15 protein-coding genes are annotated in these 14,436 nt (G+C 69.1%); all 15 read right to left on the bottom strand.

Features of this window, described 5'->3' with window-relative positions:
* Positions 1-727: 727 nt before the first annotated feature.
* Positions 728-3,889, bottom strand: coding sequence for a BTAD domain-containing putative transcriptional regulator (locus ACFXI3_RS00700; RefSeq protein ID WP_378397194.1), 3,162 nt, complete (start codon positions 3,887-3,889; stop codon positions 728-730).
* Positions 3,886-4,299 carry a hypothetical protein gene (locus ACFXI3_RS00695; protein WP_378397193.1) on the bottom strand — a complete coding sequence of 138 codons (414 nt, stop codon included), beginning with the start codon at positions 4,297-4,299 and terminating at the stop codon, positions 3,886-3,888. The genes ACFXI3_RS00700 and ACFXI3_RS00695 overlap by 4 nt, the downstream gene beginning before the upstream one ends.
* A complete protein-coding gene (locus ACFXI3_RS00690; RefSeq protein ID WP_354736572.1) occupies positions 4,296-4,748 on the bottom strand; it encodes a TadE family protein in 453 nt (150 codons plus the stop codon). The genes ACFXI3_RS00695 and ACFXI3_RS00690 overlap by 4 nt, the downstream gene beginning before the upstream one ends.
* The gene (locus ACFXI3_RS00685; protein WP_378397191.1) at positions 4,745-5,113 is read right to left on the bottom strand and encodes a TadE/TadG family type IV pilus assembly protein; all 369 of its coding nucleotides are present in this window, start codon (positions 5,111-5,113) and stop codon (positions 4,745-4,747) included. The genes ACFXI3_RS00690 and ACFXI3_RS00685 overlap by 4 nt, the downstream gene beginning before the upstream one ends.
* A 95-nt stretch (positions 5,114-5,208) precedes the next feature.
* Entirely contained in the window at positions 5,209-5,640 is a 432-nt protein-coding gene (locus ACFXI3_RS00680) for a hypothetical protein (RefSeq protein WP_378397190.1), read from the bottom strand.
* 18 nt (positions 5,641-5,658) lie between these two features.
* Positions 5,659-5,913 (bottom strand): hypothetical protein, encoded by a 255-nt coding sequence (locus ACFXI3_RS00675; RefSeq protein ID WP_344287356.1) that lies wholly within the window; start codon positions 5,911-5,913, stop codon positions 5,659-5,661.
* A 57-nt stretch (positions 5,914-5,970) separates the two neighbouring features.
* Entirely contained in the window at positions 5,971-6,876 is a 906-nt protein-coding gene (locus ACFXI3_RS00670) for a type II secretion system F family protein (protein ID WP_378397189.1), read from the bottom strand.
* Positions 6,873-7,814: a type II secretion system F family protein gene (locus tag ACFXI3_RS00665; RefSeq protein ID WP_378397188.1), complete on the bottom strand. Its 942-nt coding sequence runs from the start codon at positions 7,812-7,814 to the stop codon at positions 6,873-6,875. Before ACFXI3_RS00665 ends, ACFXI3_RS00670 begins: the two co-directional genes overlap by 4 nt.
* The gene (locus tag ACFXI3_RS00660; protein WP_378397187.1) at positions 7,811-9,298 is read right to left on the bottom strand and encodes a CpaF family protein; all 1,488 of its coding nucleotides are present in this window, start codon (positions 9,296-9,298) and stop codon (positions 7,811-7,813) included. Before ACFXI3_RS00660 ends, ACFXI3_RS00665 begins: the two co-directional genes overlap by 4 nt.
* Positions 9,295-10,122 (bottom strand): hypothetical protein, encoded by an 828-nt coding sequence (locus tag ACFXI3_RS00655; protein WP_378397185.1) that lies wholly within the window; start codon positions 10,120-10,122, stop codon positions 9,295-9,297. The genes ACFXI3_RS00660 and ACFXI3_RS00655 overlap by 4 nt, the downstream gene beginning before the upstream one ends.
* Before the next feature lie 39 nt (positions 10,123-10,161).
* Positions 10,162-10,767 (bottom strand): SAF domain-containing protein, encoded by a 606-nt coding sequence (locus ACFXI3_RS00650; RefSeq protein ID WP_378397184.1) that lies wholly within the window; start codon positions 10,765-10,767, stop codon positions 10,162-10,164.
* 168 nt (positions 10,768-10,935) lie between these two features.
* The gene (locus ACFXI3_RS00645) at positions 10,936-11,481 is read right to left on the bottom strand and encodes a hypothetical protein (protein WP_378397183.1); all 546 of its coding nucleotides are present in this window, start codon (positions 11,479-11,481) and stop codon (positions 10,936-10,938) included.
* 437 nt (positions 11,482-11,918) lie between these two features.
* Positions 11,919-12,479 carry a hypothetical protein gene (locus ACFXI3_RS00640; RefSeq protein WP_344287370.1) on the bottom strand — a complete coding sequence of 187 codons (561 nt, stop codon included), beginning with the start codon at positions 12,477-12,479 and terminating at the stop codon, positions 11,919-11,921.
* Between the two features lie 68 nt (positions 12,480-12,547).
* Positions 12,548-13,189: a methyltransferase gene (locus tag ACFXI3_RS00635; protein ID WP_344287372.1), complete on the bottom strand. Its 642-nt coding sequence runs from the start codon at positions 13,187-13,189 to the stop codon at positions 12,548-12,550.
* Between the two features lie 24 nt (positions 13,190-13,213).
* On the bottom strand, positions 13,214-14,104 hold the full coding sequence (locus ACFXI3_RS00630; RefSeq protein ID WP_378397181.1) for a hypothetical protein: 891 nt from the start codon (positions 14,102-14,104) through the stop codon (positions 13,214-13,216).
* Positions 14,105-14,436: the final 332 nt, after the last annotated feature.

Genomic DNA, 14,436 nt, shown 5'->3' with positions numbered 1-14,436 from the left:
CGCGCCCGCGACCCGCACAGCTTTGATTCAGTACGAATTTCTCTTTGGATATCCTGCGGTTTTCGAATCACGCCACTTGTGGCCACGCCGTTTATATGGTTGTCAATATCTATGGGTCATGTTTCTGTGTCGTTAGGTTTTCCTTGCGCGCAAGGAAAAAGACAGAAAGAGTCATGCGACCACTCGGGATCGAAAAGAAGAATGGAAGGAAAGCCGAGGAGGGGGAGAATGAAGAAGAAGCTGGCTGCAGCGGAACGGAACTTGCCGCGGAAGGCAGTGCGAGCATCAGATAGCCAACACGCCACCCAAGCCGACTGTTCACGTGCCTGCCGGCACCGAAGTCGGGGGGCGCGGAGGAAGGCGTTGCCCAGCGTTGACCTGCAACAAGGCTTTGACGCGCCCCTCCTCTCTAGTGGGAGTCCGGAAAGGAAGACGGAAAGGAAGGTGGAGAGGAAGGTGGACGGGCGAGAGGTCTATGCGCTCGCCGCCGACTCTGTGCCGGTTGTGCACGCGGCAGAGTGCTGGCCTCGGGTCGTGACGCAGATCGCCTCCGCGGCTGTCGCCGCTGCTTCCCAGAATCGCACGAATACGTTCGCGTCACGGCGCTCAAAGTATTCGTGAGGAATCAGCCCAGTATAGCGAGGTTGGCTCCTGTTGGACAGCCTTCGGCAACTGGTGGGTCGCAATGAGAATCACGGCTATTTCCTGCGTGAGGCGCTGGGTTCATTTAGCTGGCTTGCCGGTTGGATATGTGATTTCTCGGCTGTTGCAGGGCGTCCGCGAGACTGAGAGTGCTCGGGGCGGGGCGTTGGTCGAGGTCGGCCAGCGATGTGGTGAGCAGGTGCAGGGTGCGCGGGATGCTGTCGTGCTGACCGAGTCGCGCTTGTAGGCGCATGAGGTCGCGATAGATCGCCTCGTTGTAGGGGTCCAGGTTGCGGGCTTGTTCCAGCAGGGCGAGTGCCTGTTCGGGGTGGTCGGTTCTGATGTTGCGGATCAGGCTGCTGAGCGCGTCGAGGACGTCGCGCCGGAGCGCTTCGCGGGGCCCGTCGATCCAGTCCGCAGTGATGCCTTCGGCGAGGTCTCCGCGGTACAGCTCGGTGACGCGGTTCGATGCCCCGACGGCCTCTGTTGCCGGAGCTTGGCGGCTGGCGGTGATGGCGTCCTGGAGCCGCCAGAGGTCGGCGGTCAGGATCGCCTGGTCAAGCCGGTAGTGGCTGTCCTGGTTGACGATGATGTCGAGGGTGTCGTCGTTGCTGGCCCGGCGAAGGCCCCGGCGTAGCTGGGACAGAGTCGCGTGGAAGCTGTTATAGGGACGTTCGCCGGGAGCGTCCGGCCAGAGCGCGGCGCTGAGGGTTTCGCGTCGGCACCCGTCACGGTGCAGTGCCAGGTAGACCAGGATCTCGCGTTGCCGCGGAGCGAGAACGTCGATGAGGTCACGGGGTTCGGGGCTCGCTCTGGTCAGGCGCAGCCGGCCGAGCACCTGCAGGTGCAGCGGCGGGACCGGGGCTGGTTCCGTGGCCGGGCGCGGCGCGGTCGTTGGGTTGCCGTCGCGCCGGGTAGCTGGCGGACGCGGCTGGTTGCTGACGTCCGGCGGGGATGGCTTGGTCGTTTCTGATTCAGCCGGTCCGAACGGTCCGGTCGTCGGGTGCTCGCTGGGGTTCGCGCTGGCGGGTGCCGTCGGTGGGGTCACGGCCGCAGCGTCGGGTGCTGCGGTAGCGAACTCGTACTCGGAGACGAGCGGTTGAGCGTTCGCCGTCGTGCTCTCGGCTCGGCTTTGCCGCTGCGTGCCCGGTTCCACGGCACTGCCGGCAACGGTACGGTCTCGGATCGGGTCGTCGCGGCCGGGCTCGGCCGCGTGCAGGAGCGCGAGCAGGTCACGGGCGTCGGCGTCCGGCAACGTGAACAGTCGGGCACCGGCCAAGTCGTCACTCAGGGTGGGGCTGGTCGCTTCGACGGTGCCGTCGTGGCGCACGCGCACGGTGCCGCCGGGGTGCCAGGGGCCGAGGAACACTCCGGTCAGGCCGAGGTGCGAGCCGTTGTCGAGGACGGCGTGCGCGCGCCGGTTCGTGTCCGCGGTGGGCGTGGCCACCATCACGGCAGGCCCGGTGTCGCCGCGCGGATGCGCCGTGTTCGCTGGCGGGTCGTCCCGTGCGAGGTCGTTGGTGTCGGTGCGGGCGACCAGCTCGGCCTCCAACGTCGCCAGCGCTGCGGGCAGGTCGTCGACGATGTGCAGCCGGTCCGGGACGGGGTCTGCCAGGTCGTGCCCGAAGAGTGCGCGGGCATCGTCGGCGGGCATCACGATCATGGCGTCGAGGTCGTCGCTGGTGGCCTGCGCGAGCAGGGTCATGATCAAGGCCCGCGCGGCGGCGTGGGCACCGGGACCGGTGAGCCCCAGTCCCCGCGTGCTGGCGAGGTCGAGGGCGATGGCGTGCTCGTCGCGTACGCCGAGCCAGGTGTCCTGGTGTGCCGGGAGCATTGTACGGACTGTGGCCTGGGCTCGGTCGCGGACATGGATGTCGACCGGTCGTGCGTGTCCGGGTGGCGCGGTCGCAGCGGCCGGGTTGTCGTCGGCCGGCTTGGGTGCGGCGGCGTCGTGGGCGATGCGCAGTGCGCGGACGACCGGGAGGCCGGAAGGGTCAGCGTCGTCGCGTGCGCCGGGGTGATACCAGCGGCGGCGCCGGATTCGGACGGTGATCATCGCGAGGGTGATCAGGGCAGCCAGTCCGAGGCCGACGAACGCACCGGTCGGCAGCGCGATACCAATTCCGGGCTGTGCCTCGGGCATGTCCGGCTGTTCTCCTCGATGTGCATGCGGCGGCGCGGGCTGCTCGGCGGAGGCAACCGGGCCTTCTGGGGCAGGCGCGGGTGTCGGGCTGTTCGGTGACGCCGCGGGCTGCTCTGTCGGCTGCGCGGGTGGTGGTGCCACCTGGGCGGGAAGGACGAGGTGCCAGCCGGGCAGGAGCTGGTCGGGGTGCCGCAGCGCGCGGCCGTCGGGTTGGGTGCGGCCGGCGTTGAGGTCGAAGATCGCGGGCCAGGCGTCCGGATCGCCGAGTTCGCGTTCAGCGATGGCCGAGAGGGAGTCGGTGGGCTTGACGGTGACGGTGCGCCCGCTCGCGGTGGCGCTGTTCGCGGGATGAGGCAAGGCGACGGCGTCCGGTGGAAACAGCAGCGTCCATCCCGGTTCCAGGTCGCCGGGGCTGTCGGCGAGCAGGGCGGGGTTGAGCCGCACGATCTCGTGGTAGCGGGTGCCGCGGCCGAGGTGGCGTTCGGCCAAGTCCCACAAGGTGTCGCCGTGCACCACCGTGTAGGGCACAGTGTCGTCCGTTCCCGCCGCCGCGGGAGACGGCGTGGTCGGGGCGCCGACGGTCTCCGCGGTCTGGTCGGTCACGGTGTCCGTTGCGGAGCCCCGGGCTGCCGTGACGGGGTGTTCGTGGGGCCATGGCGGCGCGGTGGCCGCAACCGGTGTTGCCGGGATTGTCGATGCCCCTGCGGTACCAGCGGAGGTGGCCACGAGAACGGCGGCCACCAGTCCGGCGATCCATCGGTCACGCGGCGCCCGGCGCAGCAGACCGCGGGCGGTACGGACACCGTGCCCGGTCTGGCGGATCACCTCGACCATGACGGAGAGGGTCAGCAGCAACCAGCCAGCCCACGCCGTCGCCACGACCAGCCAGAGCACGAGGTCGCCGGTCAGCCACGCCCACCGGAGCGTGTTCCAGATCCGTTCGGGCCATTGGCTGATCGGAGTGGGGGCGGGCCAGTGGTCGGGAAGCAGGCGGGCGGGGTCGGCTCCGAGCGCGAGTAGTCCACACGGTATCCCGGCGATGAAGGCGAGCAGTGCCAGCGCGGCGCATGCCCCGCGGATCCGCTGTACTGGTGCGGTGGTCATGGCAAGTCACCGGTCCGGGTGCCGACGCCGAGTTCGGCCAACGCGGTGCCCGTGGCCTTGGCGGTACCGCCAAGCAGCCCGATGGGGGCTGGCTCGACGACGGTGACGGTCACGCGGACCGCGCGCGGTCCGGCGACACTGACCTGACCGGGATACCCGGCACGGGCGAGGTAGTCGGCGGCAGTGCGCGCTGCGGTCGTAGTGTCGATGCTGACCGCGGGGCTGCGGGTGTCCACCGCGGTGTTGGCCGCGCGGGCAGCTTCGGCAGCCAGCGCGTCGGCGCGGGCGATGACCCGCAAACGGGCGGAGCCATCCACCACCAAGGCGAAGACGAGCAGCAGCGCGGGCACCAGCACAGCCACGATCACGCTGACCGAACCCGTGTCCCGCGGCGTTGTCCGGGTCGTCATGGGATGCCTCGATACGGGTCGGTGGGGCTGGTGAAGGTGCTTGTGAGCGTGTCCGTGCCGCCGGGGACCGGAAGTGCGAGATCGCTCAGCCCGACCTGACACGTCAGGCTTGCCCGGACCTGTCCGGCACGGCCGACCGCGATCTGGCTGGCGTCGACCGACACGCTGAAGGCGTGACACGTCAGGCCCTCGCGGTCGAGCCGTTCGCGGGCGACGCGGGCTCCGGCCTGTTGCGCCGCGTCGGGGCTGCGCGCGATCGACGCCGCGCGCGCTGCGGCGGTGGCGGCGTTGTCGACCGCTTGCTGTGCCGAGCTGACCCGGGCACCGGCAATGATCAACAGTCCGACGAAGAGCACGGCGGGCACCAGGACCGCAGCTTCGACGCTGACTGAACCCGTGTCACTCCAGTACCGCGACCAGCAATGGTGTATCCGGTTTCGGGACCTCATGGGCCGTCTCCAGCCGCCAGCGCGGGCACGGTGAAGCGCTCTTTCACCGCGTGCGCCGATGCAGCGACGCGGATGTCCAGGCCTGGGATGGGCACCAGTCGGATGGCGGTGCCCGACACCTCCACTTGAACGGTGTCCGCGGTGACGGTGGCGTGGACCTCGGGGGCGGTGAGGACGCCGCGGCCGGCGCGGGTGGCGAACGAGAGCGCGGCCTCAGCGGCCGTGGTGGTCGTGCCACCGACCGGACGTCCAGCCACCACTCCGGCCTGGGCGGCTTGCGCGGCAACAGCATGGGCATGCCACCACAAGCCGCCCTGCACCGCCGAGAGGATCAACATCAGGGCAATCGGAAACAGAATTGCCAAGCCGACGCACTCTGCTCCGCGGTCGCGGATCTGAGCTGTGCCGGTGCTTTTCGCCGCCTGCGGGTGTCCCCGGTAGCTGAGCCTGCTGGAGCGCATCACTGGGCCGCCGAGCTAGTTGCCGCCAAGGTGTCCGCAGCGGGTGTTGGAGCCGCAGCGAGGGGACGTGGCGTGGGCACTGTCTTCGTGGTGGTGGTGGTGGTTTTCGGCGGCTGTGCGGTTTTCTTCGCGCGGGAGCCGCTATTGGCGGGCTTCTTTCGCTTCGCAGGCACCGGTTTGCCCGTGTCGAGCCAGCGGGCGAGGTCGGTGGCAGGCACTTCGGTGAACTGGGCTAGCTCGTCAATGTCGATGACGTCGCTGGATTCGGAGAGAACCTCGCCGAGTTGGCGTTCGACGTCGTTCAGCTGGGCAACGATCTCGGCGCGACGCGTGGCAAGATCGCCGATTCGTTGTGCCGCAGCGGATCGCCGGACGCTGCGGGGTGCGTCAGCCTCTGCGACACGACGTTCGATCTCCTCGCTGGTGGGCATCCTGGCTCCTTCGTATCGTCACTTGATCTGGCTTTGGAACTGCTGCACCACGCCACGGATCGCGACCCCAAGTCCGATGGCCACAGCGAGCCCGATGGCCACCAGGACGGCCTTCTCCACGCTTTCCGATCCGCGATCACCGGCGGTACGCACGCGCTCCCAGCGGGCCACGACGGTGACGCACAACAGCATCACTGCGCCGCCGAGACTCAGCGCGAGTTGCGCAACGCGCCGCCGCGCCGCGGTGAGGTAGTGCTCCAGGATCTCAGTCATGGATGTTCAACTCCTTGGTGTGCAACGTTCTTAGGTGATTCGTCTCTGGCTGCGCACCTAACCACCGGCCGTCAGCAGCCGGAGCAAGGCTGGATAGATGACCAACAGGAGAAACGCGACCAGCAACAGGGCAACCGGGAGCGCGAGCCGCTGGGAACGCCCGTTGGCATCGGCCTTGTCTCCGGCGAGCGCGGCCGAGCGCAGCGCAGCCGCTTTCGCGATCAGCGTGCTGTAGATGGCAGCGCCATCAGCGGCGGTGGACAGGATGTCCGCCAGGTCGGCGAGTTCGACGACACCCATCCGTTTGCCCAGCCGGGACAAGGCTTCCCACGGGGTGTGCCCGGCGCGCATCGCCCGGCCGAGCGTGCGACTGATCCGCGCGAACACCCACGAATCCGCCACCGCGGCAGCTTCGGCGAGTGCTTGGCTCGGGGCACGACCCGTCGCCCGTTCCTGGGCCACCAGGTCGAGATAAGCGGCAACCCCCCGCCGGAACTCCTCTCGTGCCCGAGAAGCGTCCTCGTGCACGGCCAGCACCGGCACCAGCGACCCGGCCACCGCAGCGACCAGCACGCCCAGGATCACTACGGTGCCGGGGAAACCGACGCCGCCGAACCACGCCAACCCCGCCACCGCCACAACACCTGCAGCGGCACCGCCAGCCCATGCCAGGCGTCGAACGAGGTAACGCTCGGCAGTCTGGTCGAGCACGTCGAGGTCACCGGCCGGAATGCCCCACCACCGGTTCGACGACCGCGCCGAGTACCCGGCCAGGCGGTGCAGCCGAACCGACCAACGACCCAGCGGCGCAGCTCCGTCCACGCGACGCGCAGCACGGTCGTCCAGCTCCGCGACCGCGGCGGCCAGGTTGACCGGTGCTGGCCGTACCAACGCCAGAATCACGCACACGAGCGCAATCCCGGCGAGGGCACCGAGAACAGCGGCAGCGATACCCGGGCTCATCGCAGGGCCTCCGCGTCGGGCTTGGTGACCACGGTCAGCGAGCGCTTCGGCTTCGGTGCGCCGACTGGGGTCCGGGAGGAGACGCCGAGCAGCCGGGCGGGCCGGCGAGTTCGGATCAGGAGGTGCATCCACCACCCGGCCGCGCCGAGCAGACCCCCGATCCCGGCCATGACCACCTGGCCCAGCACTCCGTCAAAGGGCGAGAGGAACTCCCGGGCGAACAACACCAACCCGACCAGCAAGACCACGGTGATGCCGAGGATCGCGCGCACATCGGCGCGCGGTTTCGCCCGGTCGGCTTCGATGTCCCGGCGAGCCACGACCTCCCGTTCGAGCGCGGTGGCTTTCGCATCGAGAACATCGACCAGACCGCGCCCACCGGCGCGGGCGCGCAGGACCAGGGCTAGGACGACCTCGTCGGCGGCTTCGTCGCCGACGTCGTCGGCGAACGCGCGCAACGCCTGCTCCAGCCCTCGGGTGCGCAGCCGCACTGCGAGGGTCTCGACCTCCGTGGCCAAGGCGTCAGGGGCGGTGCGGGCCGAGCTGGTGATCGCCTGCTCCAGCCCGCCCGCGCCGGAGGCCAGTATGTCGGCCAGCCGCCGTACCCAGCTTGCCAATGCGTCCAAGCGGGCGATCAGTCGCTGCGCGTCGTGTCCGCGAGCCAGGATCGGCACGGTCACCGCCCCGGCGACGGCCACCATCGCCGCAACCGGCCAGCCAGTGGCCCACCACACCACCGCGCCCCCGACCACCGCCACAGCAACCCGCCGCAGCGGAAGCCGCGCCAGGCGCTCCCGCCAGCCTGCCGCTCGCTGCGGCACGGAACCTCGAACGCCACCACCGGCTGTCCGCGGGGCAGGAGGCAGCATTGCCGCAACCGCGCAGGCGAGGGCCAGCACGGCGACGACGCCGAGCAAGCCCGGCCACACGTTCGTCATCGCCGGCCTCCTTCTGGGAAACCGGTGATGTTTCCGGCACCTGCCCCCGCACCGGCGATGTCGAACTGGGCGCGGTCGAAGCCGTGCCGCTCCAGGCGCTCCAGCAGGTCACGGCTGGGGGCGTACGCGGGAACCGCGCGGCCGTCGGCCGGGCGCGGCGCGAAGATCCTGGTGGTGTCCGGACGGCCGGAATCACCGACCGGGCCGACCTCGATGACCTCGGAAACGAACCGCTGTCGGTGGTGCGCGCCGAGGTGGGTGTGGTCGGTGCGGGCGACGTGCACGACCAGGTCGATTGCCGAGGCGGTCCACTGGTGGGCGGCCTCGATCGCCAGTGGCGGGGTAGCCAGCTGCCCGAGTGCCCCGATCCGGTCGAAGACGGCGTACGCATTGGTGGCGTGCAGGGTGCACATCCCGCCAGTCGCGCCGTTGCCCAGAGCCCGCAGCATCGCGGTGACTTCTCCGGCGCGGACTTCCCCGACGATCACCCGGCTCGGCGAGTGCCGCAAAGTCTGCTTGAGCAGATCGTCCAGGGTGATTTCGCCGATCCCTTCGCTGTTGGCCGGTCGGGCTTCCAGCGGTGTGACCAAGGGGCGCGCGCCGATGTGCAGGCCGAGTTCGTATTCCTCCTCGACGGTCACGACGTGTTCGTAGTCCGGGATCTCGGTGCACAGCGCGCGCAGCAGCGTGGTTTTCCCCGCGGCAGGACCACCGGAGACGATCACGTTGCAGCCCGCGCGCACCGCCACACGCAGGAACGACGCGATCACCGGATCGAGCGTGCCGTTGGCCACGAGGTCGTCGAGGGTGACGTCGACCAGGCGGTGGCGGCGGATCGCCACTCGCGGCCGGTCGCTGACTTCCATCACGGCCGCGACCCGGGCGCCCAGCGGGCCGCCAGTGCTGATGCGGAGGTTTCCCAACGGGCGGCCGGCGTTGAACTCGCGGCTGGTCTGGCCCTGGCGGGCGAACATCGCGGCCAGCATTTCCACGAGGTCGGCGTCGGTGTCGGCCACCGGGTACGGCCATTGCTCGATCGACCCGTCGGCCAACTCCAGCAGAACGCGGTCGCAGCCGTGGACATGGATGTTCTCGACGTCCTCGCGATTCAGAAGTTCCTCCAGCGCGCCCAGCCCGGACAACGCGGCCACCACCGCGCGGGTCAACCGGCGTTCGTCCTCAACGGACAGAGGCGCTTGCCCGTCGGCAGCGCGGCGCACGACCCAGGCAGCGACTTCCTCGGCAACGTACGCGCTCATCCGCGCTTGTTGCTCCGCCGCCGACAGGGGCACGTCCAAGTGGGTCTCCCCGGCCGCGACGCGCTCCAGCCGGGCCGCGACCGATTCCCGGATCGCCCGAACAGTCCGCGAATCCAGCGGCCCCTCCGCCGTGGTGCTCGACGGCAGTCCGCGTTCCTGCGGCGCCGGGACCGAGTAGCTGCTGGGGCCGCTGGACAGGCCATACCCGTTGTGCGGCAACGTCATCGCGATGCTCCCGTCAAGACGTCAACGGACGCGCGCGGTGCCGGTACGCGCAGCTCGGCAGGCGTGTAATTGTGGTAGGTGCCGTGCAGTCGGCGTGCTGCCCGGCGTGCAGTGCGCAGCAGCGGCGATCGACGCGGCACAGCGCCTGCGTCGTTCCCGTCGGAGAGCACCGCCGCTGTCCGCTCGTCGGCAGGGAGTGCAACAGCGACAGCCCGGCCCAGCGCGGCGCGGACCTCGTGAGCGCCCGCGGGCGACGTCGCGCACACCGCCAGGCCGAGCCGCTCCGGCACGATCCGCTCGGCGAGTTCGGCCAGCACCGGGCGCGCGGCCAGCACATGCCGCGGGGTCGGGCGGACCGCCAGCAGGACCACGTCGGCGGCCAACAGCAAGGGCCACGGCGTGGCCGCGCCGAAGCGGCCCACGTCGACCAACGCGTCCGCTGGGTGGCCAGCCGGGGTTCGGAATGCGGCCAGCGACGCGGTCAACCGCGTCCACCCGGCAGCGCTGATCGCGGAGTGCTGGCCCGGCGACGTCAATCCCGCGAGCAGGCCCACGTGCCGTGCGGGCGGCACCGGTTGCACGTGTTCAAGCAGCGCAGCCGGATCTCCCGCTGTCGCGTGCCGCGTCGCGGTCGCGTGCGACAGCACCCCGCGATCGGCGCGGATCGCGCCGGCCACAAGCCATTGGCTCAGCCAACCGGGCGCGAGGTCGCCCCCGGCGGGGTCGCAGTCGGCCAGCAGCACCGGCGCGGGCCATGCCGCCGCCAGCGCGGCCAACGTCGTGGTCCCGCCGGGCGATCCCTTGCCCGAGACGATCGTGATCATCGCCAACACCCTCACCGCCCTTCCCGACGAATTCGATTCCTACGCACTCGGCCCGAGCTGGACCACGACGACCTGACCTGCGGCAGCGCTGGTCGCGGCCTGCGCGGCATCCATCCCGACGACGACATCGACGGTGACCGCGCCGGTCGAGTCCGGCGGACCGGTGCCCACCACACGTGCTTGAAACGGTCCGGAAGCACTCGCCGACGGCTGCCCGAGGTCGGACCCGGTTCCTCCCGCGACCGGACTGACCTGGACCAGATCGCCGGGCGACAGGCCTCGGGCGGGCAGGTGCCCCGGTTTCACCGCGATCCCGACAAGCCGCTCGCCAGGGCCAGGAATCGGCTGCGCAGAGAGCTGGCGAGGCGCGAGCATGCTGCCGGCGGGCAACGCGGAGCGCGCGACCTGACCGACGACGCCCGCGCGGTCAGCGGCAGGAATCGCGGACAGTCCCTGGCCTGGAACCGCTTTCGCGATGCCAAGATCACCGTCGCCGATCCGCTGGCCCCAGCCCACGTCCCGCGTCAGCACCACGACGTCGACCCGTTCGTCCTGTCCTGCGATCAGGAAGACGTTGCCGAAGGCGGCCCCGGCTGCCAGCACGACCGCGACGCTGAGCAGCCACCACCGCCGCCGACGCGGCACCCGCGGCTCGTCACCATCCCGGAGCCGCTCATGGGGTGCGGAGTCGTCGGCACGCGCTTGGCGTGGTCGTGAAAAAGACAGAGCAGTACCCACCGGGAAACTCCTTACTCATTTCCGGAAGTGCGGTTTTCTTATATGCAGCGATTTGTTTGATGAATTCCCTGTGCGCTACCTCGCGCGCAAAGCCTGTACCTCGGCGACCGCGAAGCTGGCTCCGGCTCTTGACTGCATCTGCGGGAAGTCCCCGCCGACATCAGCGGTTCCGTCTGATCCGACCCAGCTGACCGACCACTGGATCGCCCACTGCGCACGGACTTGGTCGCCCGGCTGTCCGACGGAGCTGCGGGTGTAGACGAACCCGCAATCCGGGCTGGCAGCGTGCAGGCCGAAAGAACGGTCGTAAGGCGTGCCCGGCCCCGCGCACGACGCCGATCCACCCGTGCCCGAGTCGAACGTCATGCCCGCCGGAGTCGCGGTCACCTCCGCCCACACCGGCCCAACCTGAACTCGCCGCACCGCCGGCTGCCACACCTCGCGATCGGTCCACGCCCAGGTGTTCTCGCCGACGATCGTCGCGTCCCGCCCGTCCGGCAGCCGCACATCCGGTGAATGCCGCGGCACTGGCAAGGGAAGCCGCAATTGCTCGAACGCCTGCGCCGCCAACTGCGCCGGAGTCGGCAACGGCGGGGGCGCAGGCGCGTCACCGGGCGGCACCGGCACGTTGTTCGCGGGAAGCGGTGGGAGACACCGGATCCCGAACGCACTACCGCCTGGCCGACCTGCACCCGGAGCGCCGCCGGCACCGAAGCCGCCCACAAAACAACCCGGCGGAAGCCGTCCCTGCGAATCCGGAGAATTACCTGAGCCCGCTGCGGCTTGCCGGTCTTGGCCGCCGTCACCGGCCGACTTCTTCCCGGGACCACCCGGCCGCACAGGTGCTTGACCCCGTTGATCCAGCGCGCGCATGTCGATGCTCGGCGGTGCGTATTGGCCGAACTGGTCGGTGTTGTTGGGTACAACGACCACTTGCCCGTCATCGGTGGGGCCGGGCGGGCTCGGGGCAGCTTCCGACGACGTGTCGGCAAGACCGACTGTGCCAATGACAGCGGCGAGGACACACGCCGGATAACTCAGTGCCTTCCGCGTACGCATCAGCACGGCCCGCCTGGGTATGCAAGCTCCGCGACTTTCCATTGGCCATCCGAGGCGTCGCGCGACATCCGTGCGTGGATAGGAATCTGCGGCGTACCAACGGTCTTCCGATCGCCAGTGGCAGCGTCCGCTTGCCCGGAGCGCGATCCGTCCTGGCAGTCGATCACCGTCGCCTTGCCGCCGTGAACCTCGACGCTGCTGATGTGCGTGGTCACGTCTCCATAGGGCTTCACGCCGACCTGTTTATTGCGGTGCATCCCCGCCAAAGTCGTGGACAACTGCGGGTCCACGGCGAGCTTTGCCATCGCGGCCTGCCAAGTGGCCTCTGGCGTGCTCGGAATAGCCAACGACCGCGGCCAGAACTGCGTATAGGCAGCCTCGACCGCTTGCCGTTGATCCGGCTCGGATGACGTCGGTGCCGAGGGCGGCTGCGACGGAGCCGGCATGTTGGACGAGGACGTCGTCGCCGGCGCGGCGCCGCCGCTGCACCCCGCCACCAGCATGGCGACCGCCGCAGCCAGGACGACGTGCCGTTGCCGACCAGCACCGAAGTTGTTCACAAGATCCTCCCCAACGTTCGCGATGTCGATGCCCAGGCCGACCTGCCCTTGCAAAGGTCGCCGTGCGCCTACGTCAACAGCATGCTGATCAACGAGCCAGCGAGCAGCGGCGGACCGGCGGGAAACCGCGAATTCATACTCTTGGACGACACCGCTACCGCGATCGCCACGAGGGCGGTGAACCCGCTCGCGATTAGCAGGCCGCGGAGCAAGCCATCCCATCCGAACCACCCGAGATAGAGCCCAAGCGCGGCGTACAGAGCGGTATCGCCGCCCCCGGTGTGGTCCGGTGCGGACATCTGAACCAGCAAAGCAAGCCCCAGCAGGGCAACCATTGAGATGCAGGCGAAGCCGAACCGAAGCCAGGTTCCGTGGATGATCGTGTCGCAGAGCAAGAACGCAGCACCTCCGCCCGCCAGCGCCGCCACCATCGGAAACGGCAGTCTCCGACAACGCACGTCGGTGAGTGCCAAGCCGAGGCCGAGCGCGCATGCCCAGCACCAAGCCAGCCAGACCGGCGTCGTGCCGAACTGGAAAAGCCCGATCCAGCAGAGGGCCGCCGTCGCCACCGAAAGCCCCGCGGCCAATGCGGCGCGCGTAGACCGGCCAGCCGCCATAGCCATACCGGTTGTTCGTTCTGCGGCTTTCAACAAGAGCGGTCCAGCAACGATGCTCGCTGCGCCGACAACGGTCACCGGAATCAACATCATTAGGCACTCCCGCGTGTCCTTGCATCATCGTGAACCCTTCTCTCCGCCGTAACGCGATGAGTGCTGCTCCCACGGGAAAGCTCCGGCACCGAGGACGTCTCGCGCTGCGGTGACGTAGGCGAATATGTTCTGTGGCAACATCTCCGCGAATTCCGACAGGCGGCGAACGTCGGCATCGGCTGGCAGCGCTGCGAGCGTTCGGTCGGTGAGGCTGACCAGGTCAGAGCGCTGAAGCTTGGCTTCCCATTCCCGGATCAGCACAAGGCAAGCGTTCACGTGCTGTACGACCTCGCGGAGGGCACCGTCGACCACGCCAACCGACCGGCGAGCCGCGACGGCCAGGTCGCCGGCCGCGGAATCAGCTGCCAGTTCGTCGGCGAGACTGCGAGCTGCCCGCGTCCGGTCTAGGCAGCACAACGCCTGCCATACGAGCTGGTGCACCTTGTGCGGGACTGTTGGATCGATCCAGGCTCGTGCCGGACTGCGGTGCAACTCGTCTACCCCTGCGATCAGGATCCGCGCTGCGTGGTAAGCCTCGCCGAGTTCGCTGAAGTCACGACTCCGAAAGAAGAACTCTCCCCGGACGCGGTCCAGCCGACATGGATGTGCAGCGTCGTGACGGTGGTCGGTCATCAAGCGGGCGGCGCAGTCCAAGCCAGCAACCACGCTCAGTCCGGATATGACGACTCCCACGCAGACCAGAACCACATTCAGGCCGACTATCAGCGCGACGGCCGTGCCGAGCGCACCGCCTAGACACGTTAGAACGATTTCCCGGCTGAGCGCGGTGCGGACACGTTCTCCGCGCAGTCGGGAGTCCGAGATATCGGGGTTCAGGAGCACAGAATCCGGCCCGTCCGGAAACGTTGCGGTACGCACTGGTCCGGCCGACGCGGGTGGGTTGCGGCACGCCATAAGGTCTCCTCGTCAAGTCGGCCAGTGAGCTGTCCGCTGCGCTTCCGGTGATGGCTTACCGGTGGCAAGCCTTCCGGTACCGGTCGCGTCAAGTGCGTCGAGCGAGGTCAGGGATCTTCGTGGACGCGAGGGCCCGACTCGGTTCAGCAGCCGGGCACCTCGCTGCTTCCGTCCCCAGGGGCCGTTGTCCCCCGGTGAGTCACAGGTCTAGCTCACTGACCTCGTGCGACCGCAACGTAAGTACCCGTGCGACTTTGAAGTTGCACGACGGATTGTCACCCGTTCAGTCCAATGTTCACGGTCCTGGTCTCCCGGATTTGCGGCGTAGTGGC

It is taken from the genome of Amycolatopsis sp. NPDC059235 (assembly GCF_042754125.1).
Lineage (GTDB): Bacteria > Actinomycetota > Actinomycetes > Mycobacteriales > Pseudonocardiaceae > Amycolatopsis > Amycolatopsis albidoflava.
This window is presented reverse-complemented; position numbering and strand designations above follow the sequence as displayed.

Coding starts and splice junctions, on each gene's coding strand:
- ACFXI3_RS00700 (WP_378397194.1), bottom strand. CDS start 3,889: ATGACCACCGCACCAGTACAGCGGATCCGCGGGGCATGCGCCGCGCTG.
- ACFXI3_RS00695 (WP_378397193.1), bottom strand. CDS start 4,299: ATGACGACCCGGACAACGCCGCGGGACACGGGTTCGGTCAGCGTGATC.
- ACFXI3_RS00690 (WP_354736572.1), bottom strand. CDS start 4,748: ATGAGGTCCCGAAACCGGATACACCATTGCTGGTCGCGGTACTGGAGT.
- ACFXI3_RS00680 (WP_378397190.1), bottom strand. CDS start 5,640: ATGCCCACCAGCGAGGAGATCGAACGTCGTGTCGCAGAGGCTGACGCA.
- ACFXI3_RS00675 (WP_344287356.1), bottom strand. CDS start 5,913: ATGACTGAGATCCTGGAGCACTACCTCACCGCGGCGCGGCGGCGCGTT.
- ACFXI3_RS00670 (WP_378397189.1), bottom strand. CDS start 6,876: ATGAGCCCGGGTATCGCTGCCGCTGTTCTCGGTGCCCTCGCCGGGATT.
- ACFXI3_RS00665 (WP_378397188.1), bottom strand. CDS start 7,814: ATGACGAACGTGTGGCCGGGCTTGCTCGGCGTCGTCGCCGTGCTGGCC.
- ACFXI3_RS00660 (WP_378397187.1), bottom strand. CDS start 9,298: ATGACGTTGCCGCACAACGGGTATGGCCTGTCCAGCGGCCCCAGCAGC.
- ACFXI3_RS00655 (WP_378397185.1), bottom strand. CDS start 10,122: ATGATCACGATCGTCTCGGGCAAGGGATCGCCCGGCGGGACCACGACG.
- ACFXI3_RS00635 (WP_344287372.1), bottom strand. CDS start 13,189: ATGATGTTGATTCCGGTGACCGTTGTCGGCGCAGCGAGCATCGTTGCT.
- ACFXI3_RS00630 (WP_378397181.1), bottom strand. CDS start 14,104: ATGGCGTGCCGCAACCCACCCGCGTCGGCCGGACCAGTGCGTACCGCA.